At 59.0% G+C, this 25,283-nt stretch carries 25 protein-coding genes and 1 pseudogene; 13 read left to right on the top strand and 13 right to left on the bottom strand.

The window, feature by feature from the left end; genetic code table 11:
* Positions 1-542: 542 nt before the first annotated feature.
* Entirely contained in the window at positions 543-773 is a 231-nt protein-coding gene (locus C934_RS0102295) for a hypothetical protein (RefSeq protein ID WP_018855095.1), read from the bottom strand.
* 195 nt (positions 774-968) lie between these two features.
* On the opposite strand from C934_RS0102295, the gene C934_RS33435 reads away from it, so the two are divergent.
* The 3 genes from C934_RS33435 to C934_RS33195 all read left to right on the top strand — a co-directional run bounded on the left by C934_RS33435 (position 969) and on the right by C934_RS33195 (position 2,765).
* Positions 969-1,787, top strand: a complete 819-nt coding sequence (locus C934_RS33435; RefSeq protein ID WP_018855094.1) for a MarC family protein — start codon at positions 969-971, stop codon at positions 1,785-1,787.
* 97 nt (positions 1,788-1,884) lie between these two features.
* Positions 1,885-2,433, top strand: coding sequence for an arginase family protein (locus tag C934_RS36380; protein WP_051085554.1), 549 nt, complete (start codon positions 1,885-1,887; stop codon positions 2,431-2,433).
* Between the two features lie 26 nt (positions 2,434-2,459).
* On the top strand, positions 2,460-2,765 hold the full coding sequence (locus C934_RS33195) for a hypothetical protein (RefSeq protein WP_051085553.1): 306 nt from the start codon (positions 2,460-2,462) through the stop codon (positions 2,763-2,765).
* Between the two features lie 31 nt (positions 2,766-2,796).
* Here the strand turns inward: C934_RS33195 and C934_RS0102280 are convergent, their stop codons facing one another.
* Positions 2,797-5,307 carry a glycogen/starch/alpha-glucan phosphorylase gene (locus C934_RS0102280; protein ID WP_018855093.1) on the bottom strand — a complete coding sequence of 837 codons (2,511 nt, stop codon included), beginning with the start codon at positions 5,305-5,307 and terminating at the stop codon, positions 2,797-2,799.
* Between the two features lie 400 nt (positions 5,308-5,707).
* Here C934_RS0102280 and C934_RS0102275 point away from each other — a divergent pair, with 400 nt between their 5' ends.
* Positions 5,708-6,025 carry a DUF982 domain-containing protein gene (locus C934_RS0102275; protein ID WP_018855092.1) on the top strand — a complete coding sequence of 106 codons (318 nt, stop codon included), beginning with the start codon at positions 5,708-5,710 and terminating at the stop codon, positions 6,023-6,025.
* Positions 6,026-6,109: 84 nt separating this feature from the next.
* Here C934_RS0102275 and C934_RS0102270 read toward each other — a convergent pair whose 3' ends face one another.
* Together C934_RS0102270 and C934_RS0102265 are read right to left on the bottom strand one after the other, a co-directional pair.
* Positions 6,110-7,099, bottom strand: coding sequence for a potassium channel beta subunit family protein (locus C934_RS0102270; protein WP_018855091.1), 990 nt, complete (start codon positions 7,097-7,099; stop codon positions 6,110-6,112).
* 315 nt (positions 7,100-7,414) lie between these two features.
* Positions 7,415-7,684 (bottom strand): hypothetical protein, encoded by a 270-nt coding sequence (locus tag C934_RS0102265; protein ID WP_018855090.1) that lies wholly within the window; start codon positions 7,682-7,684, stop codon positions 7,415-7,417.
* 281 nt (positions 7,685-7,965) lie between these two features.
* Between C934_RS0102265 and C934_RS0102260 the strand changes: the two genes are divergently transcribed.
* From C934_RS0102260 to C934_RS0102250, 3 genes are all read left to right on the top strand, one after another.
* Positions 7,966-8,679 (top strand): SDR family NAD(P)-dependent oxidoreductase, encoded by a 714-nt coding sequence (locus tag C934_RS0102260; RefSeq protein WP_018855089.1) that lies wholly within the window; start codon positions 7,966-7,968, stop codon positions 8,677-8,679.
* A 69-nt stretch (positions 8,680-8,748) separates the two neighbouring features.
* Positions 8,749-9,381 carry a DsbA family protein gene (locus C934_RS0102255; protein ID WP_026371509.1) on the top strand — a complete coding sequence of 211 codons (633 nt, stop codon included), beginning with the start codon at positions 8,749-8,751 and terminating at the stop codon, positions 9,379-9,381.
* A gap of 31 nt (positions 9,382-9,412) precedes the next feature.
* Positions 9,413-9,649 (top strand): tautomerase family protein, encoded by a 237-nt coding sequence (locus C934_RS0102250; protein ID WP_018855087.1) that lies wholly within the window; start codon positions 9,413-9,415, stop codon positions 9,647-9,649.
* 36 nt (positions 9,650-9,685) lie between these two features.
* Here C934_RS0102250 and C934_RS0102245 read toward each other — a convergent pair whose 3' ends face one another.
* Together C934_RS0102245 and C934_RS0102240 are read right to left on the bottom strand one after the other, a co-directional pair.
* Positions 9,686-10,354 (bottom strand): VOC family protein, encoded by a 669-nt coding sequence (locus C934_RS0102245; protein WP_018855086.1) that lies wholly within the window; start codon positions 10,352-10,354, stop codon positions 9,686-9,688.
* A 157-nt stretch (positions 10,355-10,511) separates the two neighbouring features.
* Positions 10,512-11,516, bottom strand: coding sequence for an SDR family NAD(P)-dependent oxidoreductase (locus C934_RS0102240; RefSeq protein WP_018855085.1), 1,005 nt, complete (start codon positions 11,514-11,516; stop codon positions 10,512-10,514).
* A gap of 100 nt (positions 11,517-11,616) precedes the next feature.
* On the opposite strand from C934_RS0102240, the gene C934_RS31545 reads away from it, so the two are divergent.
* Positions 11,617-12,555 carry an AraC family transcriptional regulator gene (locus C934_RS31545; protein ID WP_051085556.1) on the top strand — a complete coding sequence of 313 codons (939 nt, stop codon included), beginning with the start codon at positions 11,617-11,619 and terminating at the stop codon, positions 12,553-12,555.
* Between the two features lie 77 nt (positions 12,556-12,632).
* On the opposite strand, the gene C934_RS0102230 is transcribed toward C934_RS31545, so the two are convergent.
* From C934_RS0102230 to C934_RS0102220, 3 genes are read right to left on the bottom strand one after another with little or no spacing between them, the layout of a single operon-like run.
* Positions 12,633-13,622: an enoyl-CoA hydratase/isomerase family protein gene (locus C934_RS0102230; RefSeq protein ID WP_018855083.1), complete on the bottom strand. Its 990-nt coding sequence runs from the start codon at positions 13,620-13,622 to the stop codon at positions 12,633-12,635.
* Between the two features lie 38 nt (positions 13,623-13,660).
* Positions 13,661-14,131, bottom strand: a complete 471-nt coding sequence (locus tag C934_RS0102225; protein WP_018855082.1) for a RidA family protein — start codon at positions 14,129-14,131, stop codon at positions 13,661-13,663.
* Entirely contained in the window at positions 14,125-14,850 is a 726-nt protein-coding gene (locus C934_RS0102220; RefSeq protein ID WP_026371508.1) for an SDR family NAD(P)-dependent oxidoreductase, read from the bottom strand. Before C934_RS0102220 ends, C934_RS0102225 begins: the two co-directional genes overlap by 7 nt.
* A 277-nt stretch (positions 14,851-15,127) precedes the next feature.
* Between C934_RS0102220 and C934_RS0102215 the strand changes: the two genes are divergently transcribed.
* Both C934_RS0102215 and C934_RS0102210 read left to right on the top strand, forming a co-directional pair.
* Complete coding sequence (locus C934_RS0102215; RefSeq protein ID WP_026371507.1) at positions 15,128-16,213, top strand: NAD(P)H-dependent flavin oxidoreductase; 1,086 nt, start codon at positions 15,128-15,130, stop codon at positions 16,211-16,213.
* A gap of 121 nt (positions 16,214-16,334) precedes the next feature.
* A complete protein-coding gene (locus tag C934_RS0102210) occupies positions 16,335-16,805 on the top strand; it encodes a YybH family protein (RefSeq protein WP_018855079.1) in 471 nt (156 codons plus the stop codon).
* Between the two features lie 594 nt (positions 16,806-17,399).
* Here the strand turns inward: C934_RS0102210 and C934_RS0102205 are convergent.
* Entirely contained in the window at positions 17,400-18,050 is a 651-nt protein-coding gene (locus tag C934_RS0102205) for a response regulator transcription factor (protein ID WP_018855078.1), read from the bottom strand.
* 253 nt (positions 18,051-18,303) lie between these two features.
* Between C934_RS0102205 and C934_RS0102200 the strand changes: the two genes are divergently transcribed.
* Positions 18,304-21,132, top strand: a complete 2,829-nt coding sequence (locus C934_RS0102200) for an ATP-binding protein (protein WP_018855077.1) — start codon at positions 18,304-18,306, stop codon at positions 21,130-21,132.
* Positions 21,133-21,223: 91 nt separating this feature from the next.
* On the opposite strand, the gene C934_RS0102195 is transcribed toward C934_RS0102200, so the two are convergent.
* From C934_RS0102195 to C934_RS0102185, 3 genes are read right to left on the bottom strand one after another with little or no spacing between them, the layout of a single operon-like run.
* The gene (locus C934_RS0102195; protein ID WP_113471297.1) at positions 21,224-21,871 is read right to left on the bottom strand and encodes an isochorismatase family cysteine hydrolase; all 648 of its coding nucleotides are present in this window, start codon (positions 21,869-21,871) and stop codon (positions 21,224-21,226) included.
* 18 nt (positions 21,872-21,889) lie between these two features.
* Positions 21,890-22,435, bottom strand: a complete 546-nt coding sequence (locus C934_RS0102190; RefSeq protein WP_018855075.1) for a hypothetical protein — start codon at positions 22,433-22,435, stop codon at positions 21,890-21,892.
* Positions 22,436-22,491: 56 nt separating this feature from the next.
* A complete protein-coding gene (locus C934_RS0102185) occupies positions 22,492-23,790 on the bottom strand; it encodes an epoxide hydrolase family protein (protein ID WP_018855074.1) in 1,299 nt (432 codons plus the stop codon).
* Between the two features lie 388 nt (positions 23,791-24,178).
* Here C934_RS0102185 and C934_RS0102175 point away from each other — a divergent pair, with 388 nt between their 5' ends.
* Together C934_RS0102175 and C934_RS33430 are read left to right on the top strand one after the other, a co-directional pair.
* Positions 24,179-24,886 (top strand): type 1 glutamine amidotransferase domain-containing protein, encoded by a 708-nt coding sequence (locus tag C934_RS0102175; RefSeq protein ID WP_018855073.1) that lies wholly within the window; start codon positions 24,179-24,181, stop codon positions 24,884-24,886.
* Positions 24,887-25,050: 164 nt separating this feature from the next.
* Positions 25,051-25,182, top strand: a pseudogene (locus C934_RS33430) (hydrolase); the annotation flags it as partial.
* Positions 25,183-25,283 lie beyond the last annotated feature (101 nt).

The following is a 25,283-nucleotide window of genomic DNA, read 5'->3' as shown; positions in this document are numbered from 1 at the left end:
CTGTCGGAATGACGAGCCAGGACACCGCCGCCAGCCAAGTTGCACACCAAGCAAGAAACCTTGTCATGATCGCACCTTTTCTTTCTTTGGTGGAAGACGGATCATCGTCTCCACTGGACGTCTGGGGCAACCTCGCTTGCACCCGCAGAAAATGCAGCCGCCGGTCGAGCGAAAAATACTTGCGGATGCGGAGGCCCCCTCGCAACGCCATGAAGACAGGCTAGCAGCAATCAGATCCGGCTGCATGTACGTTACGGTAAATTACGGGAGCCGATCTATGCCCGTCATGGCTGTCCAATGTGGAGAATTGCTGTCGACGTGCAGTTGGAATGCAAATTCATGCCGATCGTGCGAAATAGCGCGCTCGTGATCGCCGGACGAGCTAGTCAGATCGGGTTGATCAAGCAGTCACGGGCGCTACGATGAACTGTCATGTGTCACAGCGATCTAAGTCATCGCTGATGGGCGGAAACGGAAGTTGAACAGCGCCGAATGTTCGAACCACGGTGGCCCGCCTTCTTGTGAGGCCACGGGAGGTGAGATCAGCTATCGCCGCTACTCAAACGGCCGCGCAGATCCTCAGCAAGGAACTTTTGGTTTTCGAGCAGACGCTCATAGAGAACGAGTATCTCCGGCGTGATGTCCTCCCAGGACCCACCAGCGAATCTGGCCTGATGCTGCACCTCGCCCGTTTGGATCCGGGAAATGCGTTGCGAGAGATCTTCTATCATCGCGGCGCATTCTGCGAGGCGCTCGACGATCGTCGCGCCCATGTCTCCCTCCATGAAACATGCATGCTGCTGAACTGAACAACGAGCGCTGCCGAAATGCAAGCGGCTATCGGGTTGGTTCCCACCCCCGTCGTGTATTGGGACATGGTCCAATCCTGGGCCGGACTTTGACTTCAAATGGCCGACCGGGCGTGGGGAAGCCACTGAAGCCAGAGACCGCTTCGACCCCAAGGCGAAATGGCGGTCGAGAACGGAAAGTGGTATGAGGCGGGATCGCAACCCGGTTCCGCTGATATGGCTGACGAACACCAGGCGACCCATACCACAAAAGCAAAGGAACCCGTGCGGCGATATCTCCTGGCGTCTGTTCTGGCTATGGTTTGGGCGGTGAGCGTTCCGGTGCAATCCGTTGCGCAATCCTTGCCCCTGCCGGAGTTCCCAGAGGTGGAATTCGGCTCACGCAAGATATTCCTGATGCTTTTTTTGATGCTCGGCCCAATTAAGATACTGGTGCCATTCAAGGTCCTTGCGGGCAGCTACGAGCCCAGCGTTCGGCGACAATTAGCCACCAGAGCAATCCTGTTCTCGGCGGCGGCGCTCGCCATCGCCGGATTTCTCGAACGCACCATGCTTGAAAATCTGGAGATTTCGTTGCCGGTGCTGGCGATGACGGGCGGCATTATCTTGTTCATGGTGGCTTTGCGAACCGTTTTGCAGCCGACCGCGGACCCAATGATACGGCCAACGGAGCAGGGCCAGATAGATTTGAAATTTGCTCTGACACCGTTGGCGTTTCCAACAATTGTGACGCCCTATGGTATAGCTGCCGTCATCGTCTTCGCTACGTTGGCGGGTGACCGGCAAGCGGAAGGCGTCACCGTGGCAGCGATCGTATTGCTGATCCTGACGCTTGACTGGCTGGCCATGATGTTTGCTGAATCCATCCTCAGATGGATCGGAACGTCATTGCAGGTTTTGGCGGTTGTGCTCGGGGTTACCCAAGCCGCTCTGGGACTGCAGATCATTCTGCATAGTCTAAGCATGATTGCTTGGTAACCGCCGCATTCTCACTAGGGAAGTTTCGCACGCCTCGAATGTCCGCCTTGGCGCTCGGTGGCTTGATTACTTCAGTGGCACACGCGATGGCGAAGGAGTGTTTGCTCATGCCACAGTTGACCACACCCTCAGATTACATTTGCCCCAGTGGCAAGGCGGGAACCTCGCCGAGTATTACGTCAGCTCGCGCTTGCTGTCGTGGCTTCCGCCGAGATCTCAGGGCCCCGAGGAAACAATCGACGTTCCGTCGCCTGGTGAGGCGGAACTGCCCCTGGAGGATGGAATTGTCGCCAAGAGCGCTTTGCTGCAACAAGCCCGGTCAGCGCGGTCCGCGATCGAAAAGCACGCACCGGATCGCATCCTTACAATCGGAGGCGACTGTCTCGTCGATCTGGCCCCAATCGCGTATCTCAACAAGCGATACGGTGGGGACGTCGGAGTGCTCTGGATAGATGCACATCCAGATATCCAGACGCTGAAGGACACCGGTCACGCGCACGCGCAGGTGCTCGGTATGCTCCTTGGCGAGGGCGAGGCGACCGCGATTTCGTCGGCGAGGTTGATATCCCTGTTCGACCGTCCAAGGTCATGTATGCGGGGCTGGACGAGTGGTCTGCTAATGAGCAGAAGGTCATTGATCGCCTGAACCTCCGACACGAATTCTCGCGGTAGTTGTACGGAGACAGTAACGCAATCCTGAAGTGGATTGCGGACGAGGACATCAAGCAGCTGGCAGTGCATCTCGACGTCGATGCGATCCTACCCGGCCGTTTCCCGCCAATTCTTCTCGATAAACCGGGTACTGATAAAACGTTTCTATCCGGTGTCCCCAGGGGGCGCCTGGAACCTGAGCACGTGGTGCGGCTCCTTCGGGATGTGTCTGCTGCTTGCGAAATCGTGGGGATGGCCATCACCGAATACATTTCCTGGGATGCGATCGAAACCAGAAAACTTCTGAGCCAACTCCCGCTGGTCTAGCCGGGACCGATACATCGATCCAGTCATGAGACTAAGCCGATGGCAACGGACATGGAGCTACCTCCCAGATGTCGCGGGCATATTCGGCGATCGTGCGATCGCTCGAGAACCTTCCTGAAGCCGCGATGTTCAGGATCGCCTTGCGGCTCCAAGCTTCCGGATTCCGATAGAGTGATTGAAGATTGGAATCTGCATCCATGTAGGAGGTGAAATCGGCCAAATGCATGTAAGTATCGCCACCGACCAGAAGTATGTTGCGCAGCGCGTCGGTGACTGCCGGCTCATTTCGCGAGAATTCGCCTGAGAAGATCAGGTCGAGGACAGCGCGTATCTCTGGCTCGTTCTCATAGTGCCAGCCGGGGCTATACCAGCAGCGGCTGTTTGCAACTTGGTCTGCGGTCAGCCCAAACAGGAAGAAATTTTCTTCGCCCGCGGCCTCGGCCATTTCGATCGTTGCGCCGTCACGCGTGCCGATGGTCAACGCCCCGTTCATCATGAACTTCATGTTGCTCGTGCCGCTTGCCTCGTATCCCGCCATTGATATCTGGTTGGATACGTCGCTGGCAGGAATGAGCTGCTCGGCGAGTGACACGCAGTAGTCGGGCAGGAATAGTAGCCGAAGGCGACCCCGCACCAACGGATCGCGGTCGATCGTGGCGGCAAGATTGTTCAAGAACTTTATAATCAGTTTGGCAGCGTGGTAGGCAGGAGCCGCCTTTCCTGCAAAGAAGAAGGTGCGTGGCGGCATATCGAGACTAGGATTCTGCCGCAGCCGATGGTAGAGGGCGACGACTCGCAGCCCATTCAGGAGCTGTCGCTTGTATTCGTGGATGCGCTTCACCTGGCTATCGAAAATCGTGTCAGGATCAACCAGAACTCCCGCCTGCGCCTTGAGCCAATCGGCAAAACGGACTTTGGCCTTGCGTTTTGCGGTTTGGGCGGCGGAAATGAACCCGCTGTCATCGGCAAGCGACCTCAGACGTTCGAGGTCCGTCGCGTTCGCTATCCAGCGGTCGCCGATAGCTTCGGAGATGCATTCGGCAAGACCCGGATTTGACAGCAATAGCCAACGGCGTGGCGTGACGCCGTTTGTCTTGTTGTTGAAACGGTCAGGATAGAGTTCTGCGAGGTCGCTCACGGTGACGTTTCGGAGCAGCTTCGAGTGTATCTCCGCGACACCGTTCGTGCTGTGGGAGCCGGCTATTGCGAGGTGAGCCATCCGCACCAGGTGATTGCCTTGCTCGACAATGGCTATACGCTCGATGCGGCCATTGTCGCCCGGCCAGCGAGTTTGCACCTCTTCCCGCAAGCGGCGATCGATTTCCAGGATGATTTCCAAGTGCCGTGGAAGCATCAACTCAAACCAGCGCACCGGCCACTTTTCCAGCGCTTCCGGGAGGAGGGTGTGGTTTGTGTAGGCAAGGGTCCTTTTCGTGAGGTCCCATGAACGCTCCCAGTCAAGTTTTGCCGTATCCAGGAGGATGTGCATGAGCTCCGCAACGGCGAGACTCGGATGGGTGTCATTGAGCTGGATAGCCACCTTCGTCGGCAGATCGTCCCAATTACTGTTGCTTTTTTGGAAGCGTCGAACCAGGTCGGCCAATGAGCACGCTACAAGGAAATATTCCTGCACGAAGCGAAGGCCCTGTCCCATGCTGGTGGAATCGTCCGGATAAAGAACACGTGTCACGGTTTCCGCTGTCAGCCGTTCGGCCAGTGCGCCAACAAAGTCACCTGCGCTGAATTCCTGGAAATCGAATACGTGGGGAGTTGCGGAAGCCCATAGCCGCAACGTGTTTATCGTTTTTCCGCCGTAGCCGACGACAGGCCTGTCGTAAGGGATTCCGAGCAAGCTTGAAGGCACGCCGGCGATCGCTCTCAGGCTTCCCCCGCGCACTTCGAACGAACATCCAAGCTCGACCGGCACGGCCAAGTGAGGTCGGGCAACTTCCCAGGGATCAGGCCTGCGCAACCAATTGTCCGGTTGTTCGCGTTGCCAGCCATCTACAATCGACTGTTTGAATATCCCGTACTCGTAGCGCAAGCCATAGCCCATTCCAGGCAATTGCATCGTCGCCATGGACTCGAGAAAGCATGCTGCCAAGCGTCCAAGACCACCATTGCCGAGCCCGGCGTCGGGCTCTTCGGAAAGCAAGGCCAATTCGTCCAGCTGATGTCTTTGAAAGAAGCGATCCGCAAGAGGGCCTAGCCCCAGGTTGACAACGTTGTTGTTAAGGGAACGACCGATCAAGAACTCCATCGAGAGATAATAGACCCGCTTGGGGTTCTCGCGATCATAGACCTCTTCTGTCTTTTCCCAGCGCTGGGAAAGAATATCCCGAACGGACCGTGCGACTGCCTCATACCGCTCGCGGTTTCCTATCTCGCTCGATGCCCGCACGTTGTCGAACAGAAGATGACGTTCGTACAACGCGTTGCTGCTGCCACTTAGCTTGAGGGGGCCGCAATCATATTGCGGGGGAATGGAGTCCGTCGCCTCCAATTCAGGAGCTTGGGCTGATGTTTCCTGGTCGTCTGCCATTCCATGCCTCCGAACCTGCCGGTCACGATCTTCGGGATTGGTTTACGAGCCATCGCAGTGCCATGCCGTCTTTCACGCGCTCAAAGGTCGAGCTAACGGTCCCGCGTGTTGCATGAAGAGGCGCTTTAGCGGGGCGGGTGCCGGGTTGATGGTGCCTGAAACCAACAGCGCAGTGAAGTATGTTACCGTAAACGACGCACGTAACGACACTGGTGAGGCTGCGGCGGCAAGCTCTAGGGCCGGGCCGCTGGGATCCAAAGTAGACATCATGATTGGCGGTCTAATTTCAAGAGTGTCGTAAAATCGTCCGGGCGACACGCCATGGGCCGTTCGAGACCATGAAAGCGCCGCGATCCGATAGGAGTCTTTGCCCGTAGCGACTCAGGGGAGGAGCACGCACATGCTTTCAAGGAGCGATTGGACCTTTGGTCTGGAAATCTGGCTGCCTGACTTTCCGCAACCCATCGATATCAAAGGAACTGGCGAAGCTTCCGCATTACTAGCTGACAAGTGGCCGGTAACCTTTGGGCCGGCATTTGAGCGTGCGCTTGCCGTTTGCGCGGCAGTTATGGAAGGGTTGCTCCCGGCAGACGATGCAAAGCTGGCCCTCATTGATGCGGCCGAAGAAGTCGGAATTTCCTGGATGGACCGGATCTATTATGTTCCCGATCGTCCGGATGGTCTGACGAAATCGCCACCTGCCGGGCAGGTTCACTAGCGCCGATGTCGGCTCAATCTTAAGCCGTCCTAGAGGCGAACGAAAAGAAGTACGTCACACGTTGCTGCCTGTGGATCCTCGCAGCTAGAACCGCTGCGCCGCCGCCGGCTTGTTTCCGGTAATTGCATCGATCCGATCGAGCACGTCGGAAGTCAACTTGTCCCTATGCGAAAGGGCCGCAAGATTGTCCTCCAATTGACTCGTGCGCGACGCGCCAAGGATGACAGTTGAGACATTCTTGTTGGCCAGACACCACAGCAGAGCAAGGTGCGCGATCGAGATCCCGATCTCGTCTGCGAGCTTCGCCAACTCGCGGACTTTCGCGATCTGGGCGCGGCCAGCGTCGCTCGATAGCTTCTCCTTCAGCCACTCGTATCCGGGAAGGTTCATTCGGCTGTCAGCCGGCACGCCGTCGTTATATTTGCCGGTGAGGACGCCTGATGCAAGCGGCGACCAGATCGTGGTTCCGAGACCGAGAAGGTCGTAGAGCGGCCGATAATCGGCTTCCACCTTCTGGCGCTCGAAGATGTTGTATTGGGGTTGCTCCATCGTCGGCGGCGTGATGCGAAGATCCCGCGCGACGGCGTAAGCCTCGGTTAACTGCTGCGCCGACCATTCCGAGGTTCCCCAGTAAAGGATCTTCCCCTGCGCCACGAGATCGTGCATCGCCCGAACGGTCTCCTCGATCGGCGTATCGATATCCGGCCGGTGGCAGAAATAGAGGTCCAGGTATTCGACCTGCAGCCGCTTGAGCGCGGCGTGGGCAGCATCGGTTACGTGCTTGCGCGACAGCCCGCGTTGCGTCGGCTTCTCCCCGCCCCAGAACACCTTGCTGGAGACGATGAAGCTATCGCGGCTCCAGCCGAGCGTCTTGAGCGCTTCGCCCATCACAAGTTCGGATTTTCCACTCTCGTAGCCTTCGGCATTGTCGAAGAAGTTCACCCCCTTGTCATAAGCGAGCTTCATTAGGCTGACCGCATCGCCGCCATCAACCTGCTTGCCAAAGGTGACCCATGATCCGAAGGAGAATTCGCTGACTTTCAGGCCCGATTTGCCGAGACGACGATATTCCATAACGAACCTCCTACGAATGTTTACAATCAGCCGAGCAGCTGTTCGTAGCGAACCTAGCCCTATCCCGCTTGGGCGCAAGGCCAAAAACGAGAACGCGGAGCCGAGCATTTCCTCAGCCTTCGGGTTCCTGCTTGCTGTCCTTAGCCAGGCAGCCGAGACTCGCCAACTGATTGGGAAGGTTTACCGCAAAGGGACGGCAGCGTTCTGTTTTAGTTCTGCAGGATCTTCACTACCGCCGATCATCCCTGAAAATGTTGTCCGGCCGCAATATGCCCTCTCTTAGGTTCGTGACGGGTGGACCCAGCGGACTTTCGTTCATCGCAAAACGCCGCCCGCAATCTTGAGGTCTTCGGTATCAAGCGCTTCGTCAAACTTATCCAAGATCGGCTGAAGCAGCGCTCCCGCATCGCTTATGCGACCCTCAGCCGCTAAGAAACGAGCCAAGTCGGTCGCGGCACGCAATTCCCAGCCGCGGGCACCCATGTTCCGGATTGTGTCGAGGGCCTGCAACAGGCACGTGTGCACCTCATCTGACGCCGACATCGACAACAACAGGTTCGCCTTTACACGCAGAAGTTCCGGCATATAGCAGAGATCGCCGTTGGCCTTGACTCTCCTCGCAAGCGCAGGCCGGGTGCTACGACCGCCGCGAAGCCGACATGCTGCGCCGCTCCCCATCTTCTGAGTGAGCTCCGACGGATCTCCGGGAGGCAGGAAGCATACGGTGATTATGCCGCTTGGCGGATGGGTGTCATCCTTCTATCGCCAATTCTCCCGAGACACGCAGACATCTAAATCAATTGCACCGACGCCGCTGGCGTTGGACGGACCGAGGGATCGGCCGTCGCAATCGAAAGGATGCAATCATGAGCAGTCATCAGAAGGTAGCCATCATCACCGGCGCGTCCCAAGGCATCGGCGAGGGCCTCGTCCGTGGATACCGGGAAAAGGGCTACAACGTCGTAGCTACCTCGCGTTCCATCAAGGCTGGTTCCGATGCCGGCGTTCACGCTGTCGCCGGCGACATTTCGAAGGTCGAGACCGCTGAGCGCGTCGTTCGCGAAGCCATTGAGCGCTTCGGCCGCATCGACACTCTCGTCAACAACGCCGGCGTGTTCACAGCCAAGCCGTTCGTCGACTTCACGCAGGAAGACTACGATCTGAACTTCGCCGTGAACGTCGCTGGCTTCTTTCATATCACGCAGCGCGCCGCAAAGGAGATGCTGAAGCAGGGATCCGGTCACATCGTCTCGATCACCACAAGCCTCGTCAACCAGCCGATCGCTGGCGTCCCCGCGGCCCTTGCTTCGCTGACGAAAGGCGGTCTGAATGCCGTCACAAAGGGACTCGCGCTTGAGTATGCCAAGACCGGGGTTCGGGTGAACGCCGTATCGCCCGGCATCATCAAGACCCCCATGCACGCCCCTGAAACGCATGAGTTCCTTTCGGCCCTGCACCCGATCGGCCACATGGGCGCGATCAGCGACATCGTGGACGCCGTTCTCTACCTCGAGAACGCCAGCTTTGTGACCGGCGAGATCCTGCACGTGGACGGCGGTCAGAACGCCGGTCGCTGGTAACACGCCTTCGGACCGAACGGCCTGACGCAAGTGCGTCAGGTCTCCCAGACGACAACGATTGGAACAACGATGGAACTGGTACTGGCCGCAGACCCGATGTGCTCGTGGTGCTATGGGTTCGGAAAGGAAATGGAACTGCTGCTCGAACGGCGCCCGGAAGCCTCTCTGCAGATCATACTTGGCGGTCTCCGCGCGGGCGCGACCGACGTTCTCGACGATGCCGGAAAGCAATTCAGGCTGCATCACTGGGCTAGGGTCGAAGAGGCAAGCGGTCTTCCGTTCAATCGTGAAGGGCTGCTGGCGAGACAAGGGTTCGTCTACGATACCGAACCGATTTGCCGCGCGGTCGTCGCCGCTCGCATCCTGCGTCCGGAAGCCAACCTTCTCAAGGTCTTCAGGGCGTTTCAGCATGCCTTCTACGTCGACGCGCTTGATACCACCGATGGCGTCGTCCTCGCAAAAGTCGGAAGCAGTGCCCTGACGACTTTGGGCCACCCCACAACTGCTGAAGAGTTCCTGGAGACGTGGAAGCGAGGCAGCACGATCGCGGAAGCGGCGACCGACTTCGCCACCGCCCGAGCAATGAGCGTTTCGAGCTTCCCGACACTTTTCGTCAGGAAGGATGCCGAGCTGGCCAGGGTTGGCTCGGGGTATGCACACGTCGCCGCGCTCGAGCAGCACCTGTCGGCGCTGGGCTTCTGAAGGCAGACGGACAATTGGAAAGTACCAAACGATGCCTATTGTAAACGTGCAGGTCACTCGTGAAGGAACTGCGCCGGGCCGCCAGTCGGTTACGGAGGAAGAGAAGGCCCGCCTCATTGCGGGCGTGAGCCAGGTGCTGCTCGAGGTCCTCAACAAGCCGCTCGAATCCACTTACGTGGTGATCGAAGAAGTGGACCTCGACAACTGGGGATGGGGCGGGCTGCCGACCGCGGAATATCGAAAGCTCGCCGCCGCCAAGGGCACCTAGTCCGCTTGGGGGCGGCAAGCGCGCAGTTTGATCGTGTCAATCCGGAAGATCGGCCCCTGCTTGCTCGGCAAGCATGTATGCGGCGTACCAATCGGGCCAGTCATCGTCATGCTTGCCCCCGTTTCGCTTCTCATGCTCGCCGTGGGCAGCCGCAGCGCGCCGAAGGGCTGCTGCCAGATCGCTGCCGGAGGTGAACGTCGCGCCGTTGGCCTCTTTTCGACCCGGTAGCCTCGTCGTAATCTCCTGGAGGAGCCATCCGTTGCCGTCCGGGTCGCTAAAGGATGCGAACGATCCATAGCTGGCGCGCGAAGGGTGTGGGCCGGGCAGCCGTCCATCGGTGTTCTTGTGGTGGAAGACGCCGCCGACGTCGTGGAAGACGCCGCTCATTTCAGCACCATGTGAGGCCAGTGCCGCGTGAGCCATCTCAATGTCCGATACGATAAGATGCAGTCCCTGAGCGGAACCCGGCGCCGCGGATGTGACGTTCGATCCGAAGATCACCGAGCAGGGAGATCCCGGCGGCGTGACTTGAACGACGCGGAAGCCGTCCTTGCCGGGCACGTCGGCGTCGAGACGCCATCCAAGTCCCGTATAGAATGCCTTGGCGCGGTCGATGTCCGAAACTGGGATCACGACGACCTCCAGTTTCATGTCGGCATCCTTCACTGTCTTTGTCGCGGTCGTGCTACGCTCCTGAATGGTCATCTTGTCATCCCTCGGTAAAATTGCCGCGGGGAACTTCCCGCGACCAGGCACACGATGCGCTCGCCTCGGGGGACCGTCCATTATCCAATGGTGTCGCCGCCAACGCCCCCATTGACTCTGGCATCCAGCGGGTGAGGAACGGGAGGAGTAAGACGGTTCAAATCGACAATTGAGTGTCGGTCTCCCTCTCGCTCATCATCCAGAGGCGCTCAGCAGAAGCAGGATCTACCGCATAAGGCGCGACTTTCGACGTTCGCCGGTCCCGCCCATCGAGCGAGGTGACGATGGACCCGTCCTCGAGAAGCGCTATGTCCGAATTCGCGCAGAACACGCCCCCGAGGCCGGCGAGCTGAGGGCTGACTGCGCACCAAACATGGGTTGCCGCACCTTGCGGAATCGATTTCATGTCCCTGTCAGGATCGATGACAGGCACACCCTTCTCGTCGAGATTTCCCATTTCCTTCAGGCGTTCGGTCGAGATGTGCTTCGCCAGACCAGTCACGATACCGCCGGGGTGTAACGAGAACGCGCGGATCCCGAAGTCGCGCCCTCGGCGATCAAGTTCGACAGCAAAGAGGATGTTGGCTGTCTTCGACTGTCCGTACGCGCTCCAGCCATCATATGGGCGGCGCTCGAAATTGAAGTCGTCCCAGACGATGTCGGAAAAGCGGTGACCCATTGAGGAGACCGAAACGACGCGCGCGCCTCTAGCTCGAACCAATGCAGGCCACAGGCGGAGCGTGAGCTGAAAATGACCGAGGTGGTTGGTCGAGAACTGCAGCTCGTTGCCTCGGGAGTCGCGGCTCAGTTCCGGCAGCGCCATGATGCCCGCGCTGTTGACGAGAATGTGCAACGGAAGCCCCGACCGGACGATGTCACAGCTAAAGGCGTCGATCGAGGCTGGATCGGTGAGGTCCATCGGCCGGACTTCGATCCCGCCACCAATCTCCGCGATAGCACGTCGCGCGCGATCTACGTCTCGCGCCGGGACGATCACCCGGGCTCCAGCCGACGCCAGCGTCCGCGCGGCTTCTAGCCCAAGGCCCGCATAGCCGCCTGTCACGATCGCCAACTTTCCGGTGAGGTCGATACCGGCGATGATGTCGAGCGTCGTGCTGGAGGCATGGAAGCCGGATCCGAGTGGCGTCTGCGTCGTAGGCATTTGGTGAGTTCCTTTCGGTGACTGTTCGCCCTTGGATATGCTCTCCGATTGCCGTACTTTGAATATTCAGAAGTTCCAGTTTCTTTCGCCAAAGTTCAAAATGACACGCGATCCGCTATCATGTACCCTCAAGGTCTTTGACGCTCGTACGATCTATGCCGGCGGCTTTATTGGTGGCGGCGACTGGGCCATCCGTTTCGAACCACCGCGCAAGATCAAGTTCTTCGTTGTCGGTCGCGGGCACTGTTTCCTTGCCCTTGACGGCACAGTCGCAAGATTCCGGCTCAAGGCCGGCGACATCTTCATCTTGACGCGTGACGTCGGGTTTGTGGTCGCGAGCGATCTGGCGCTGGCTCCGCAGCCGGCGGCCGAGATCTTCAGGGGCGCCGGGAAGTCCATCATTCCAGTCGGGCAGGGCGACGACTTCCTGCTTCTCGGAGGTCATATCGATACACACCATGTCGGCGGACGCCTGATGATCGAAAGCCTGCCGGATTTTGTTCATCTTCCGGCGGCCGAAAGTGGAGCGAGCCGACTTGGAGCATTGATCGGCGAACTCGTCGAAGAGGCGGCAGGCGGCGCTCCAGGGGCCGAAATGGCGTGTTCAAGTCTAGCCCATTTGCTGCTCATCCAGATCCTACGTCGGCACCTTTCATCAGGAGACCAGGTTCGTCCCGGCTGGCTTCGCGCCGCCTGCGATCCAAAACTCGCCCCAGCGCTCAACCTCATGCACGGCGACATTGCCCGTTCCTGGACGCTTCCTGAACTCGCCCGTGCGGCGGGAATGTCTCGGACGGCTTTCGCGGTTCACTTTCGTAATGTGACCGGACGCCCGCCGCTCAACTATCTGACTGAATGGCGAATGCTCCAGGCCGAACGCGCGCTTCGCCAGGAGGGCAGTTCTATCGCCAGGGTTGCGGCCTCAGTCGGATATGGTTCCGAGGCGGCCTTCAGCACCGCTTTCAAGCGTGTGATGGGCGTATCGCCTCGACGTGGAGGCCGACTTTATCTCGTCGAGGAAGCGGCGCACGCTTCCTGATTTTGTTTGCCCGTGCTCGCACGAATCATGTGAGGTGTCCGTGCGATTTGCCATGGACTGTACGGACACTTGTTTACCTATTTGTCGGCCAAAGTCCCTGTGTAGTGGCCAAGTCTGGCCTCGATGTCCGGATTGGTCTGCAGGCCCATGTCAATCAGCTTGCCAATGTTCTTCTGTGCGACCGGGCGTTGTACGGAGGTGATGAACGCGTCCCACCCGGCACCGATCTCGGGGTTGGACGGCAGGCTTGCATAGTCGACGAGACGTTTGGTGTCGGCAATCGCCTGCCGGTCGAAGCCGGAGATGCGAGTGGCGAGGGCGTCTACGAACGGGTCAAGCTTGTCGTCGGGGAACGACCGGTTGACGTAACCGTACTCCTCGGCGAGATCGCCATTGATGTCGTCGGAGCCGAGCAGAACCTCAAGCGCTCGGCCCCGGCCCATCAGACGGGGAAGCCGGGCCATAGGACCACCACCGGGTACGAAGCCTGCGCCGACCTCCCATTGGGAAAGGATTGCCTTCTCCCGGCTCGCAAAGCGCATGTCGCTGGCCAGCGCAAGTTCGCTACCGACCCCCGTTGCGCGTCCGCGTATCAGTGCGATGGACACCACTGGCGCCTTGCTGATGCGAACCAGCATGTCCGGAAGCGGATGAAGTCCCGTCGTCCCTGATGGCAGGCTGGTGGATTCGGAAAGCTTGGGCGTGAAGTTGTAGTGGGTCAGGAAAAAGCCCGGCACCGCACTGTCGAAGACAACGACGCGCAAATCGGGATCCGACTCGATCTCGGCGACGACCTTCTCCATCTGCGGAATGGTCTCCGGCCCGAAGATGTTGAAGGGTGGGTTGTCGAACGTCACCCGCCAGTACGCCGGGGTTCTTTTGTCGACCTTGATCTGTGTCTGCTCGCTTGCAGGCTGAGCTTGCTCGCCCGCCGGACGGGCCGTCTTTTCGGCGACGCCCGCCTGGCCGGAAAGCGCAAGGGCGGGCAGCATCAGAAGGGCGGTGGCCGTCAGAAACTTCGACGAGACAATGACGACGTTCCTCGCATCCGTTGGCTTGATCTTCATGACTTACTCCATCGTTCAGATTGGAAGAGAAAGGTTTGCTAGGGCTCGATCTCGAAAACGAGTTCGACTTCGACCGGCATGCCGAGTGGTATGCTGGCGACGCCGAGGACGATACGCGGTGGGACCCGATCCGCTCCGAAGACATCGAGCAGCAGTTCCGAGGCGCCGTCGGCGACCTTCGGATGTTCCCGGAAATCTCCCGGCGTAGCGATGTAGACGCCGAGCTTGGCGATGCGACGAATGAGATCCAGCGATCCGAGCTGCGCCTTGGCAGCGGCAAGACCGCTGAGGCAGGCCGTCCGCGCCGCGTCATAACCTTCGAGGACAGACAATTCCTCGCCGACGCGCCCATGATAAACCGGATCGTGTCCAACCACTGGCAACATGCCGCTGAGGAATAACAGGGTGTCGCACTGGACAGCTTCGACGTAGGCGCCGAATGGGGTGGGCGGAGGAGGCAAGGCAATGGCCAGTTCCTCCAGTCGCGCTTCTGGGCCGCGGGCTACCATTTGCCGAGATGTGCGCCGTTGTCGACGTGCAGCACCTCCCCGGTGATATTTGCGGACTCCGTCAGATAGACGACGCCGTCGACGATCTCCTGCACCGCGGTGATCGTTCCCATCGGCGACAGCGATTTCAAAAAGTCCTTCGGGTTGGACGCATGAAGCGGCGTGTCGACGACGCCTGGCGACACTGCGTTGACGCGAATATTGTCTGCCGCAAATTCCAGCGCGAGGCTTTTGGTTATCGCGTTGAGTCCACCCTTTGTGACCATCGGCAATGACGCGTTCACGCCCGCGATCGGGTGATCCGTAAGGGACGACGTGATGGTGACGATGCTTCCGCCAGACTTCTGGCGAAGCATCTGCCTGATCGCGTGATTGGTGAAAAGGATGAAGCCTTCCACGTTGGTCGCGGAGAGTTTCCGGAAATCGTCGACGGTGTATTCTAGGAAGGGCTTCGTAAAAAAGATTCCGGCGTTATTGACGAGGGCGTCGACGGATCCGAAGCGGTCGATTGCCCGCTGCGCGACCCGTTCGGCGGTGTCGGGATCGCTGACGTCGCCGTCGACGAGTTCCAGACGGTCGGTGCGGTCGAATGGCGTCGTCTCGCTGATGCGTCTCGAGGTTCCCACGACGTTGTAGCCCTTGTCGAGGAAGGTCTGCACGATGCCGGCTCCGATCCCTTGCGAGGCACCAGTTACCACCACTGTCTTCTGCACACTCATGTATGCCTCCGTTTTGATGCAAAGAGCCATTCGCCTGCCGTGGGGGCAGGTCGGCTTGTTTCGAAATTGATGCGCTGATGCCGGCCGTGCCGGGAACGAAGGCGCTTACGCCCTGCGTTCTCCGCAACCATCGCGCCGATTTCCTCGAGGCGCTATTGTACCAAGGTGTTCCCGATACTTTGGGATCGATTGGCGCGCGTAGACACTAAGGTGCAATGGACCGCAACGAGCACCGGAGATATGACGGTCAGACACAGGATACGAAATGGAGTCCGACATGACGCGCTGGCCCGACCGCCGAATCCTCGACTTATTCGGGATTGAAATCCCCATCATTCAAGCGCCCATGGCTGGCTCGACCACGAACGAGATGGTCATCGCCGCTGCACAGGCGGGCGGCCTCGGGTCGCTGCCAAGCGCGTTGTTGAGCATCGATCAGCTAAAGGCGGCTCTGACGAGCATCCGCAGCTCGACGAAGGCTCCTTTGAACGTGAACTTCTTTGCGCATCACACGCCGCCCTCCGATCCAGCCGCGCAGATGCGGTGGAGGGCGCTGCTCGCGCCATATTACGTCGAATCCGGCCTCGATCCAGCGGCGCCGGTGACGGCAGCCGGACGTGCACCGTTCGACTCCGCTTTCTGCGAGGTGGTGGAGGAGTTCAAGCCGGAGATCGTGAGCTTCCATTTCGGCCTGCCGGAGAAGTCCTTGGTGCAGCGAGTGAAGGCGACCGGCGCGAAGATCATCTCGTCGGCCACTACTGTCGCCGAGGCCGTCTGGTTAGAAGAAAACGGCGTCGACGCTGTCGTGGCAATGGGTTTTGAAGCCGGCGGTCATCGCGGAAATTTCCTGACGCATGACATGTCCACGCAGGTCGGAACGATGGCGCTGGTCCCGCAGGTCGTTGACGCGGTGAACGTCCCCGTCATCGCGGCAGGAGGCATCGCTGACGGCCGAGGCGTGGCGGCCGCCCTGATGCTCGGTGCTTCCGCGGTTCAGATCGGAACCGCGTACCTCTTCTGCCCCAAAGCAAAGATTCCTGCCGTTCATGCGCAGGCGCTCGGTGATGCGCGCGACGACAACACCGCGATCACCAACGTCTTCACCGGCAGGCCCGCCAGAAGCGTTGTCAATCGCATCATGCGCGAGCTCGGTCCGCTCTCCGAAAGCGCTCCACCGTTTCCAACCGCCGGGGCCGCTCTCGCCGCAATCAAGGCGAAAGCGGAGGAGGCGTCCAGGAACGACTTCACGAATCTTTGGTCAGGGCAGGCGGCGAAGCTCGCACCGAGGCTGTCCGCCGGCGATCTGACCCGGCGCCTGTATCAGGATGCCCTCAAAGTCATCGAAGGACGGACGCAAGGCTGAGCCTGGGAAGTGTGTCGGATCGCGCTTCTGATACGGGGCGGCAGTCAAGTGGCGCGCGGGAGGTTGATGGGCTGGCTTCTATTTCCCAACGGTCGCTTTTGAAGAAACGAAAGGATTCGCGATGGAACGGCATTTCGTTGAAATCAGTGGAAGCGAAGCCAAGGCCGGCGACGGTAGCCCTCTCGACGCTCTGATAGAGTTTTATAGAGCCTTCAACAGCGGAGACATGGCCGGGCTGGAGTCGGTCTGGTTCGACGGGGAGGCTCCAAGCATGGACAATCCCATCGGCGGCATCCGCCGAGGGTGGCCTTCGATCTCCGAAGGCTATTCCAGGCTTTTCGAGGGCCAGGCTGAGGTCCGCGTCACCTTTCACGATTTCACGAGCCCGAGTGGCGCCGACTGGCATCTCTTCGTCGGTCGCGAGCGAGGCCAATGCAAGACGCCGCGTGAGACGATCGACGTTGCTTTCCGGACGACGCGGTGGTTTGTCCGAAAGGACGATGCCTGGCGGCTGCTCCACCATCACGGATCGGTCGAGGACCCAAAGATGCTTGCCGATTACCAACGGTTGATCTTTAGCGAACGCAAATGACCAAGGGGCAGAGCCGGCGGTTGTCGGCGCTGTCTCGTTCACGACGTGTGGCCATGGCCATAAATCGATAAAGCCGGGACCTTCGAGATTACCCGCGAACTCCGCCAGCCCGATGTGCCCTACATCACCCGCATGATTGGCTCCATACAATCAACCATCGGCGACCCACACTCCAATGCAGGGAAGGCCGTCTCCAGGCGGATTGGAGACGGCCTTGGCGGATCGTGGGAGGGGGATCCGCGAGCTCCAGCGGCGGGAGGAACACTGGAGCGCTTGCTGCGCAAGCTTATCGCCAACTAGGGAGGCGATAAAACATAGCCTAAGCCGTGACGGCCATTCTGGTAAGTAAACTTAGGTATTGCCCGAATATACCTGATGGCAAATTCGGCAATCACCCGAGAGATTGATAGGAAGCATCCAAGGGTTAAGGACTAAAGACAAACTTCTCGGGCGGTAGCACAGGTCCAAAGATCTCCGTCGAAGGCAGTCGGAGAAAAATGGATCGGCGAGGACGCCTCCGACCACTTTCGCTGACAATTCTCGGCGTCCCGTCGGAGCCGGCGGCAAAGAGTGGTGCCCCGGCTGGATCCGTGTTTAGTGTAGCGGTGCAGCGCCAAGTTCGAGTTTGGCAGCCATGTTTACGAGCTCTGGCAACGATCGTGCACGCATCTTCCTCATCACCTGCCCGCGGTGGGCCTTGATCGTGATTTCGCTGAGGCTCAGTTCATAGGCGACCTGCTTGTTGAGTAGCCCAGCCACCACGAACTGCATGACCTGGCGCTCGCGCACCGAGAGGGACCGATAACGCCGGTCGAGTTCATTGACCTTGATGGTTGATGCAATGGCGGCCTGTATCTCTTCAAGGAGAGCAACCGTGTTCACCGGCTTCGACATGATTGTAAAGTTGAACCGAGATGCCGTCATGGTCATGCCGCGATGGTCGTGGCTCGTTAGCAGAATGACCGGGCAATGCATCGCATAAAAGCAGATGATCCGGGTGAGAGTCTGGACATCCAGATCGGGCAGATCAGCATCGAGAACGATGCACCCGAAGCTCGAAACGCGTCGGGCGGAGAGAAATTCAACTGCTGATCCGAAGATGTCAGGTCGCCAGCCGCACGACCGCAACTCGTCGGGCAGGATCTCGCCGATCTCATCATTGTTGCTCACGACGGATACGGACGGCGCGTCCGACGTCGATATCTTGTTACTTGGGAATGTCTGGGGCAGACCGCCATTGTACATGCCATTCTCCTCCGGTTCAAAGATGAAGTCACGTAGAAGTGGTATTTTTTCTTAGAATGCGCCGATAGCGCGAAGCTCGCCAACAAGAATGGCTATTGTCTAAGCCAATACCGCCCGTGAAGCGACTTAAGTGGGTTGAGAGAATCTGAAATATCCTGAAGTATCCGGTGCGGCGTCTCCGCCGTCATGAATCGCCGCGGCGGTTACAGATGCCGCTGGGCTATTTGGCATTGGCAAGAGAGATCGGATCGCTTTGGGACAGATCGAACGGGGCCTTTTCGAATTCTGCGGCTGGGAGATGGATCTCGCAAAGCGGGAACTCAGGGCTCTCGGCGCACCCGTTCCGATCGGAAGCCGCGCATTCGACATCCTCGAGGTCCTCGTAGTGGCCGGTGGAGACGCCGTGTCGAAGGGGGATCTGATGCGCCGCGTATGGCCGGGGATCGTCGTAGAGGAGAATACACTCCAGGTCCACATATCGGCCATTCGAAAGGCTCTGGGAAAAGACCGGAATCTGCTCAAGACGATCTCCGGCCGTGGATACCGACTTCTTGGCAACTGGAAATCTGGCGCGCCATCGCTCAACGGAACGGCGCCGTCGGTGAAAACTCATTCAGCCGACGCCCGTTACGTTTCCAAGATCCCGGCGTCGATATCTGATCTTATCGGTCGTGAGAATGCCGTGGCTGAGCTTCTTACGCTCGCATCCGCTTATCGGGTCGTGACGCTGACAGGCCCTGGCGGGATCGGCAAGACGGTACTTGCATCCGAAATCGCCCGTAGTCTTTTGCCCAGCGTCGAAGGAGATGCCTTCTTCATCGAGCTGGTTTCGCTGCAGGACCCCAACCTAGTTCCGACAACCCTGGCTCAAACTCTCGACCTGCAACTTCAAGGTGACGAAATCTCGGCCGAGGTCGTCGCGCGTTGCATTGGTAGGCGAACGATGCTGCTCGTTGTCGACAACTGCGAACACGTCATCGATGCTGCGGCAGCGATGATCGAGGCACTTGTCCGCACGTGCCCAAATGTGACGGTCCTTGCGACAAGTCGAGAATTGCTGAGGATCGAGGGAGAGTTCGCCTATCGCGTCCCACCTTTGGAGGTGCCAGCTAGGGAGGAGGCGACCAGCGCTCTGGAGCACAGCGCCATCCAACTCTTCGTGGCGCGCGCTCGAGCGCTGCAACGGGATTTCGCGGACGACACGGAGAAGCTCTTGGCCATTGCCGGGATTTGTCGGCATCTCGACGGCATACCGCTGGCAATCGAATTTGCAGCGGCACGTGCTGCGACGCTGGGAATAGAGCAGATCGCCGGCCGGCTCGACGATCGTTTCGTGCTGCTCACTGGCGGGCGCCGGACGGCACTGCCTCGTCATCAGACGCTCCGCGCTACCCTGGACTGGAGCTATCAACTTCTGCCGGACGCGGAACGGGAATTGCTTTGTAGCCTGGCGACTTTTCCCGGCGGCTTTACTCTGGACGCGGCGGTAGCGGTCAGCGGCGACGGGGAAGCGGAAACGGCGCTCGTGATATCAAATCTCGTCTCAAAATCTTTGATCGCATTCGAAGGTTTCGACGCTGCTCCGCGCTGGCGCCTTCTTGAGACTGTGCGGGTCTACTCGCTGCAAAAGCTGGGAGCTCGGGACGAGTTTCGGCGAACAATGTCTCGAGTTACGAAATACTTCCTCAAGCTGTTTAAACCTTTTTCGGAGGAGCGCTCCCTTCAGACGGCGCTCGACAATATCGGTCGCTACCGAAAGGAGACCGACAACGTGCGTGCGGCCTTGAGATGGGCGTTCTCGGAAAGCGGCGATGGCGTGCTCGGCGCGAAGCTTGCTGCCGCGTCAAGCGACTTTTGGACGGCAATATCGCTGGTCTCCGAAGCTGGCGACTGGGCTGAGCGCGCGCTGGAGAACATCGGAGAAGAAAACGGCTCGCGCACCGAGATGGTCTTGCGATGTGCTCTGGGATACGCGCTCATCTACACTCAGGGAATGAACAAGCGCGGAAAGGAAGTACTCACCGGCGCGCTGGCACTTGCCAGGGATCTGAACGATTACGACTATCGCCAGCGCCTAACCTGCGCCCTGTGGCTCTTCTCCGCCCGCTCGGCGGAATTGAGCGACGCTCTAGCCTATGCGCGCGAATATGAGGGGGCGGTTGAAGAACACGATGTGCGCGGACGCGCAACGGCCTCATGGCTTGTAGGCATTCCCCAGACCTATCAGGCGCTCCATCAAGAAGCCGGCGAGAGGCTTGAATGGGCGGCCACACACTATCCGCTGGTGAACCGCCGGACAGACTTGCTGCGATTGGAAGCGGACGTACGAACGTCTTCTCTGGCTCACAACACAGTGAACCTGATCGCAGGTGGCCGACTGGACGCCGCAACACTTACGGCAGAGGTCGCCATACAGGAGGCCCGAGAGACACGGCAGCCTTTCGTCCTCTGCGTCGCGCTCGCATGGTCGGCTTCCTTCGTTTCGTTAACGCTTAACGATCTGGACCGCGCGCAGGAATGGGGCGAGGAGCTTTTAGCGGAGGCATCTAAGCACGGTCTTCGACCCTTCCATGCCGCCGGCTTGTGCATCAAGGGCAGTCTCGCCTATCGAACGGGTAGCCCGGCCGAGGGTATCGAGGCTCTTCGAACCGGCCTCGTGGAACTGCGTAGTGGGGCCTACCTGTTGTTCTATCCTTTCTACCTCTGTGAGTTCGCAGCTGCGCTACAGTCAATGGGGCGTTTCAACGAGGCTTTGAACGAGGTCGCCAACGCGTTGCTGTTCTCGGAAGAGAAAGGCTACCGTTGGATGGTGCCCGAAATCCTGAGGCGGAAAGCAGAAGTGCTCAAGGCGCAAGGCTCAAGCGAGACGTCCCTGATCGAAGGTCTCTTTCAACAGGCGATGGCGGAAGCGGCGAAGCAGGGAGCACTGTATTGGGAATTGAACGCGGGCGTCAGCCTTGGTGCGTTCCGCCAGGCAAGCGTTCCGAGTGTTCTGCTTCCTGTCTATCGGCGATTCACTGAGGGCTTCAGCAGTCCGAGGCTTCTCGAGGCAAAGGCATTGATCGAGGCATCGGCTGTGTGAAGCTGCTATAGAACCGACGGACGTCGTTTTCGGTCCCGTACGACCGACGAGCAGCGCCGGCGTCTGTGGGCAGGCGCTATGACTGGTTGTCTCAGGTGGCAGGGGCCACGGGCTCCATGGTTTTCAGCGCATCGACAATCTGCTCAGTGGTTACGATCGCGCTCGCATAGTTCGGCATATTGATCACCAGCGCCGCGTGCATCATCTCGTCGGAGTAGTCGGCGACGGCGTCCTTCACGACTGTCACGTCGTATCCAAGCTCTGCCGCGAAACGCACGGTCGCCTCGATGCAGGTGTGTGCGATCAGCCCGATGACAATGAGTTTGTGAATGCCCTGCCTCTTGAGCTGCAGATCGAGATCGGTGTTGGCAAAGCCGCTGGAGCACCAATGCTCCGAGGCGACAATCTCGCGGGGCGCGGGTACAAACTCGGCCTTGAACTCTCCGCCCCAGGTCCCGTATTCAAAACTCCTACGGCTCCACGCAAGCTTTTGAATAGGCGCAATGTACTTCCAGTTCTTGTAGTCGCCTTCGCGGTACCTGTGGTGCATGGCAAAGAAGACGGGAATCTTGACCTGTCGTGCCGTACTGAGGATTTGCTCCATGTGCGGCACGCAATTGTTGGCTTCTGCGACTTCCTTGATGCGTGGCCAGATCTTGCCGCCTTCAGAGATGAAGTCGTTGTACGGGTCGACCACCAGAAGACCGGTGATGCCGCGCTCGTAGGACAGATGCATGATTATCGGCTCCTTTGGGCTTCAGGCTGCTTTCGACGGCTGTTGGCTGCGAAGCGCGTGGCGCTCGATGCTGGCTGCGAACAGTGGCGTCTCGCCCTTGTTATGGGCGATCGACATCGGCTGGCGCTGCGTGCGGAAGATCTCGAAAGGAATGCCCTGCCGGTCGAGAGAGGCGAGCATGTCCGGGGTCGCGAAGGACTGAACCCGGTTGGTAAATTCGCAGTGATTTTTGTCGATTGCCTTGACGCTTAGTTCCCAGGTCACGTGAATGGCTACCCGGCCCGTCGGCGTGAACACATCAGAGTCGGAATCAAGGATCAGATGATCCTTTTCGCCGAGCGTTTCGACGTAGTGCTGCACCATCAGGCTGCCGCCGATCGTTTCGACGTTGATCGACATGCGCGTACCGTCTGGAGCGGTAGTGAAGCCGGCAGCGATATGGGCGGGCGAACAGCCCTGGTATTCCTTTTCGGGCAGCGTGAAGCACCACGTCGGGATGTCGATCTTCTCGATCGACGCGTTGATGATGGCCGTGAAGCTGGAATCGACGATCTGCTTGTCTGACATTGTCTTTCTCCTTCATCCAATGGGTGGGAATTTTGCGGGGAACGCCGCAGACGCCGTCACATCGATCTGCGGAGCGGCTTGAAGGCGGCGCGCAGATCGGCCGTGAGAAGCATCGGCTGCTCCCAGGCTGCGAAATGGCCGCCCTTGGGAGGCCGGTTGTAGAAGATGAGCTTCGGGTATGCCTTCTCGGCCCAGCTCTGGGGAGCCTGGTAAATCTCGTCCGGGAAGGCACTGACCGCCACTGATATCTTGATGCCGCGCGGATCGAAGAAACCACCCGAAGGGAAGTGCGCGTTATCCCAGTACAGGCGGGCGGAAGAGATCGCCGTATTGGTCAGCCAGTAGAGCGTGATATTGTCGAGGATATCGTCCTTCGTCAGGCCTTCCGTTTTGCCGTCGAAGACGCGAGCGATCATGTCATAGCTGCGGATGTCATGGTCAAGCATCCATGAGGCAAGACCGATCGGTGAGTCGACGATGCCGTAAAGCGTCTGCGGGCGGTTGTTCATCTCGATGGCGTAGCCAAGACCATTCTTGTAGAAATCGTCGAGCTGGTCCCACGCGCGCTTTTCATCAGGCGTGAGGTTGGCAGGCGGCGTGCCGGCTGACAGCGCCTTGGATATGTCGGCGGGAACGGTTGCTGCCATGTTGGTATGGATGCCGAGCAATCCCGGAGGCTCTTGCACAGCCATCAGCTCGGTAACGGCGTTGCCCCAGTCGCCGCCCTGCGCGACGTATTTTGGGTAGCCGAGGCGCTGCATCAGTACAGCCCATGCCTTGGCAATGCGGGGGGGGTTCCATCCGGGCTCTGTCGGTTTGCCGGAGAAGCCGTAACCCGGAAGCGATGGGATGACGACGTGGAAGGCGTCGTCGGCGCTGCCGCCGTGTGCTGTCGGATCGGTCAGGGGCTCGATGATTTTTAGCTGTTCGATGATGGAACCGGGCCATCCATGGGTGACAAGGATCGGCAGGGCATTTGCGTGCTTAGATTTCACATGGATGAAGTGAAAGTCCAACCCTTCGATCTTCGTGGTGAACTGCGGGTAGGAGTTCAGTTTCGTTTCGATTTTGCGCCAGTCGTAGTGCTTGGCCCAGTGGTCGGCGAGCTTCCTGATGGTAGCGAGCTGGACGCCCTGCGAGTGATCCTCGACCGTTTCCCGGTCAGGCCACCTGGTCGCCGCGACCCGCCGGGCAAGATCGGATAGCTCCGCATCCTTAGCCGAGAATCGAAATGGTTTGATCGCGTTTGGATCGCCACTCGCGGCAAACGCTTCAGGAAGCACGCCCAATGCACTGATTGATGCTGCCACTGCGAGAAGTGTACGGCGCGAAACCGCCGGTTGGTTATGGGACATGAGAGCCTCCTGGAGTTAGCTTGCTGGCGAGTAACAAGTCACCAAAGAGGAAATGCAGCCATTGAACTAAGGTATCGGCGACACCTTCGTATAGTGGAATCGAGAGCACGTTTGGATGTTCGTATTCAGCTCTGTCCGCTATGGTTCCGATCGATGCAGCCAACCTGAGAACATCGTCGCTCCGGTTTGGCCATTGGCTAGTGGATCGCGGTTACCGTCGTCTGGCTTCGCTTCAGGTACTGCGCGAACGAGGGTTTTCAGCGCACGGTGTTACCCAATACCAAGGTGTTGCCAATACCAACGTGCAAGTGCGCTTCCTGGCAATCGTCGGCATACTTTCCTAATGCAGCCGGTTTCGCTGCGTAACGGCAAAGGAAGGAGCCGACAGATGAAGATCCTGATGGTTTTCACATCGCATGACATACTCGGAAGCACCGGCCGCAAGACGGGCTTCTGGCTCGAGGAAGGCGCAGCACCATATTACGTCTTTCGCGACGCCGGCATCGATCTGACGCTCGCCTCGCCGAAGGGCGGTCAACCGCCAGTCGACCCGAAGAGCGATCTGCCCGAAAACCAGACCGCCGCGATGGCTCGCTTCAAGAAAGATCCGGACGCGCAGCAGGTGTTCGCGACGACGAAAAAGCTGAAGGATATGCGGTCGGACGATTTCGACGCGGTCTTCTATCCTGGCGGCCACGGGCCGATGTGGGATCTTGCCGAGGATCCGGACTCAATCACCTTGATCGAATCCTTCTATAACGCCGGAAAGCCTGTCGCGGCGGTGTGCCACGCGCCTGGCGTCTTGCATCGCGTGACCTACAAGGGGGAGCCGATCGTCAAGGGAAAGCGCGTCACAGGGTTCACCAACACCGAGGAGGAGGAGGTTCAACTGACCAACGTCGTGCCATTCCTTGTTGAGGATGAACTGAAACGGCTCGGCGGACTTTTCGAGAAGAAAGACAACTGGCAACCCTTTGCCATCACCGACGGTCGGCTTATCACCGGCCAGAACCCTGCCTCGTCCACCTCAGGTGCGCAGGCCCTCGTCAAGCTTCTGAAAGGCGCAACGGAGCAGACAAGTTCCACGGCTGCGTAACTGGCCATGCGAACTGCGTAACGACAAATCTGCGGTCGCAATTCCAGCCGTTGTGACCGCTCGCAGCCCTGCGCCTTGCCTCGGCGTCGCCAGCCGGCAAATTCATTAGCTCCGCTACGGCTGCCAGGCTTCAGTTCCTCACGCCGAAGGATTACACGCTGATCATGATCGACTATCAGTCGCAGATGGCTTTTGCGACGAAGAGCATCGATGCCGTCAATCTTCGGAACAACGCAGATCTCGTCGCCCATGGAGCCAAGGGTTTCGGCGTTTCCACCAGTCTGACCACCATGGCTTATGATTGTCCGAAGCAAGTTCTCCGTCTTTGAACCTCGACGTTGAGCGAGGGAACTTTAATGCAGGCAGGCAGTTCTGGTGGCGCAAATCGATATCTAAC

It is taken from the genome of Rhizobium sp. 42MFCr.1 (assembly GCF_000377185.1).
Taxonomy (GTDB): Bacteria; Pseudomonadota; Alphaproteobacteria; order Rhizobiales; family Rhizobiaceae; genus Rhizobium; species Rhizobium altiplani.
This window is presented reverse-complemented; position numbering and strand designations above follow the sequence as displayed.

What these genes read in the sequence shown, in the direction of transcription:
- C934_RS0102265 (WP_018855090.1), bottom strand. Translation starts at nt 7,684, where the DNA reads ATGCCGGAACTTCTGCGTGTAAAGGCGAACCTGTTGTTGTCGATGTCG.
- C934_RS33435 (WP_018855094.1), top strand. Translation starts at nt 969, where the DNA reads ATGGCGGTCGAGAACGGAAAGTGGTATGAGGCGGGATCGCAACCCGGT.
- C934_RS0102210 (WP_018855079.1), top strand. Translation starts at nt 16,335, where the DNA reads ATGGAACGGCATTTCGTTGAAATCAGTGGAAGCGAAGCCAAGGCCGGC.
- C934_RS0102275 (WP_018855092.1), top strand. Translation starts at nt 5,708, where the DNA reads ATGCTTTCAAGGAGCGATTGGACCTTTGGTCTGGAAATCTGGCTGCCT.
- C934_RS0102295 (WP_018855095.1), bottom strand. Translation starts at nt 773, where the DNA reads ATGGGCGCGACGATCGTCGAGCGCCTCGCAGAATGCGCCGCGATGATA.
- C934_RS0102280 (WP_018855093.1), bottom strand. Translation starts at nt 5,307, where the DNA reads ATGGCAGACGACCAGGAAACATCAGCCCAAGCTCCTGAATTGGAGGCG.
- C934_RS0102240 (WP_018855085.1), bottom strand. Translation starts at nt 11,516, where the DNA reads ATGCCTACGACGCAGACGCCACTCGGATCCGGCTTCCATGCCTCCAGC.
- C934_RS0102260 (WP_018855089.1), top strand. Translation starts at nt 7,966, where the DNA reads ATGAGCAGTCATCAGAAGGTAGCCATCATCACCGGCGCGTCCCAAGGC.
- C934_RS0102245 (WP_018855086.1), bottom strand. Translation starts at nt 10,354, where the DNA reads ATGACCATTCAGGAGCGTAGCACGACCGCGACAAAGACAGTGAAGGAT.
- C934_RS0102185 (WP_018855074.1), bottom strand. Translation starts at nt 23,790, where the DNA reads ATGTCCCATAACCAACCGGCGGTTTCGCGCCGTACACTTCTCGCAGTG.
- C934_RS0102175 (WP_018855073.1), top strand. Translation starts at nt 24,179, where the DNA reads ATGAAGATCCTGATGGTTTTCACATCGCATGACATACTCGGAAGCACC.
- C934_RS0102250 (WP_018855087.1), top strand. Translation starts at nt 9,413, where the DNA reads ATGCCTATTGTAAACGTGCAGGTCACTCGTGAAGGAACTGCGCCGGGC.
- C934_RS0102215 (WP_026371507.1), top strand. Translation starts at nt 15,128, where the DNA reads ATGACGCGCTGGCCCGACCGCCGAATCCTCGACTTATTCGGGATTGAA.
- C934_RS0102270 (WP_018855091.1), bottom strand. Translation starts at nt 7,099, where the DNA reads ATGGAATATCGTCGTCTCGGCAAATCGGGCCTGAAAGTCAGCGAATTC.
- C934_RS0102255 (WP_026371509.1), top strand. Translation starts at nt 8,749, where the DNA reads ATGGAACTGGTACTGGCCGCAGACCCGATGTGCTCGTGGTGCTATGGG.
- C934_RS31545 (WP_051085556.1), top strand. Translation starts at nt 11,617, where the DNA reads ATGACACGCGATCCGCTATCATGTACCCTCAAGGTCTTTGACGCTCGT.
- C934_RS0102205 (WP_018855078.1), bottom strand. Translation starts at nt 18,050, where the DNA reads ATGTACAATGGCGGTCTGCCCCAGACATTCCCAAGTAACAAGATATCG.
- C934_RS0102230 (WP_018855083.1), bottom strand. Translation starts at nt 13,622, where the DNA reads ATGAAGATCAAGCCAACGGATGCGAGGAACGTCGTCATTGTCTCGTCG.
- C934_RS0102225 (WP_018855082.1), bottom strand. Translation starts at nt 14,131, where the DNA reads ATGGTAGCCCGCGGCCCAGAAGCGCGACTGGAGGAACTGGCCATTGCC.
- C934_RS0102190 (WP_018855075.1), bottom strand. Translation starts at nt 22,435, where the DNA reads ATGTCAGACAAGCAGATCGTCGATTCCAGCTTCACGGCCATCATCAAC.
- C934_RS0102220 (WP_026371508.1), bottom strand. Translation starts at nt 14,850, where the DNA reads ATGAGTGTGCAGAAGACAGTGGTGGTAACTGGTGCCTCGCAAGGGATC.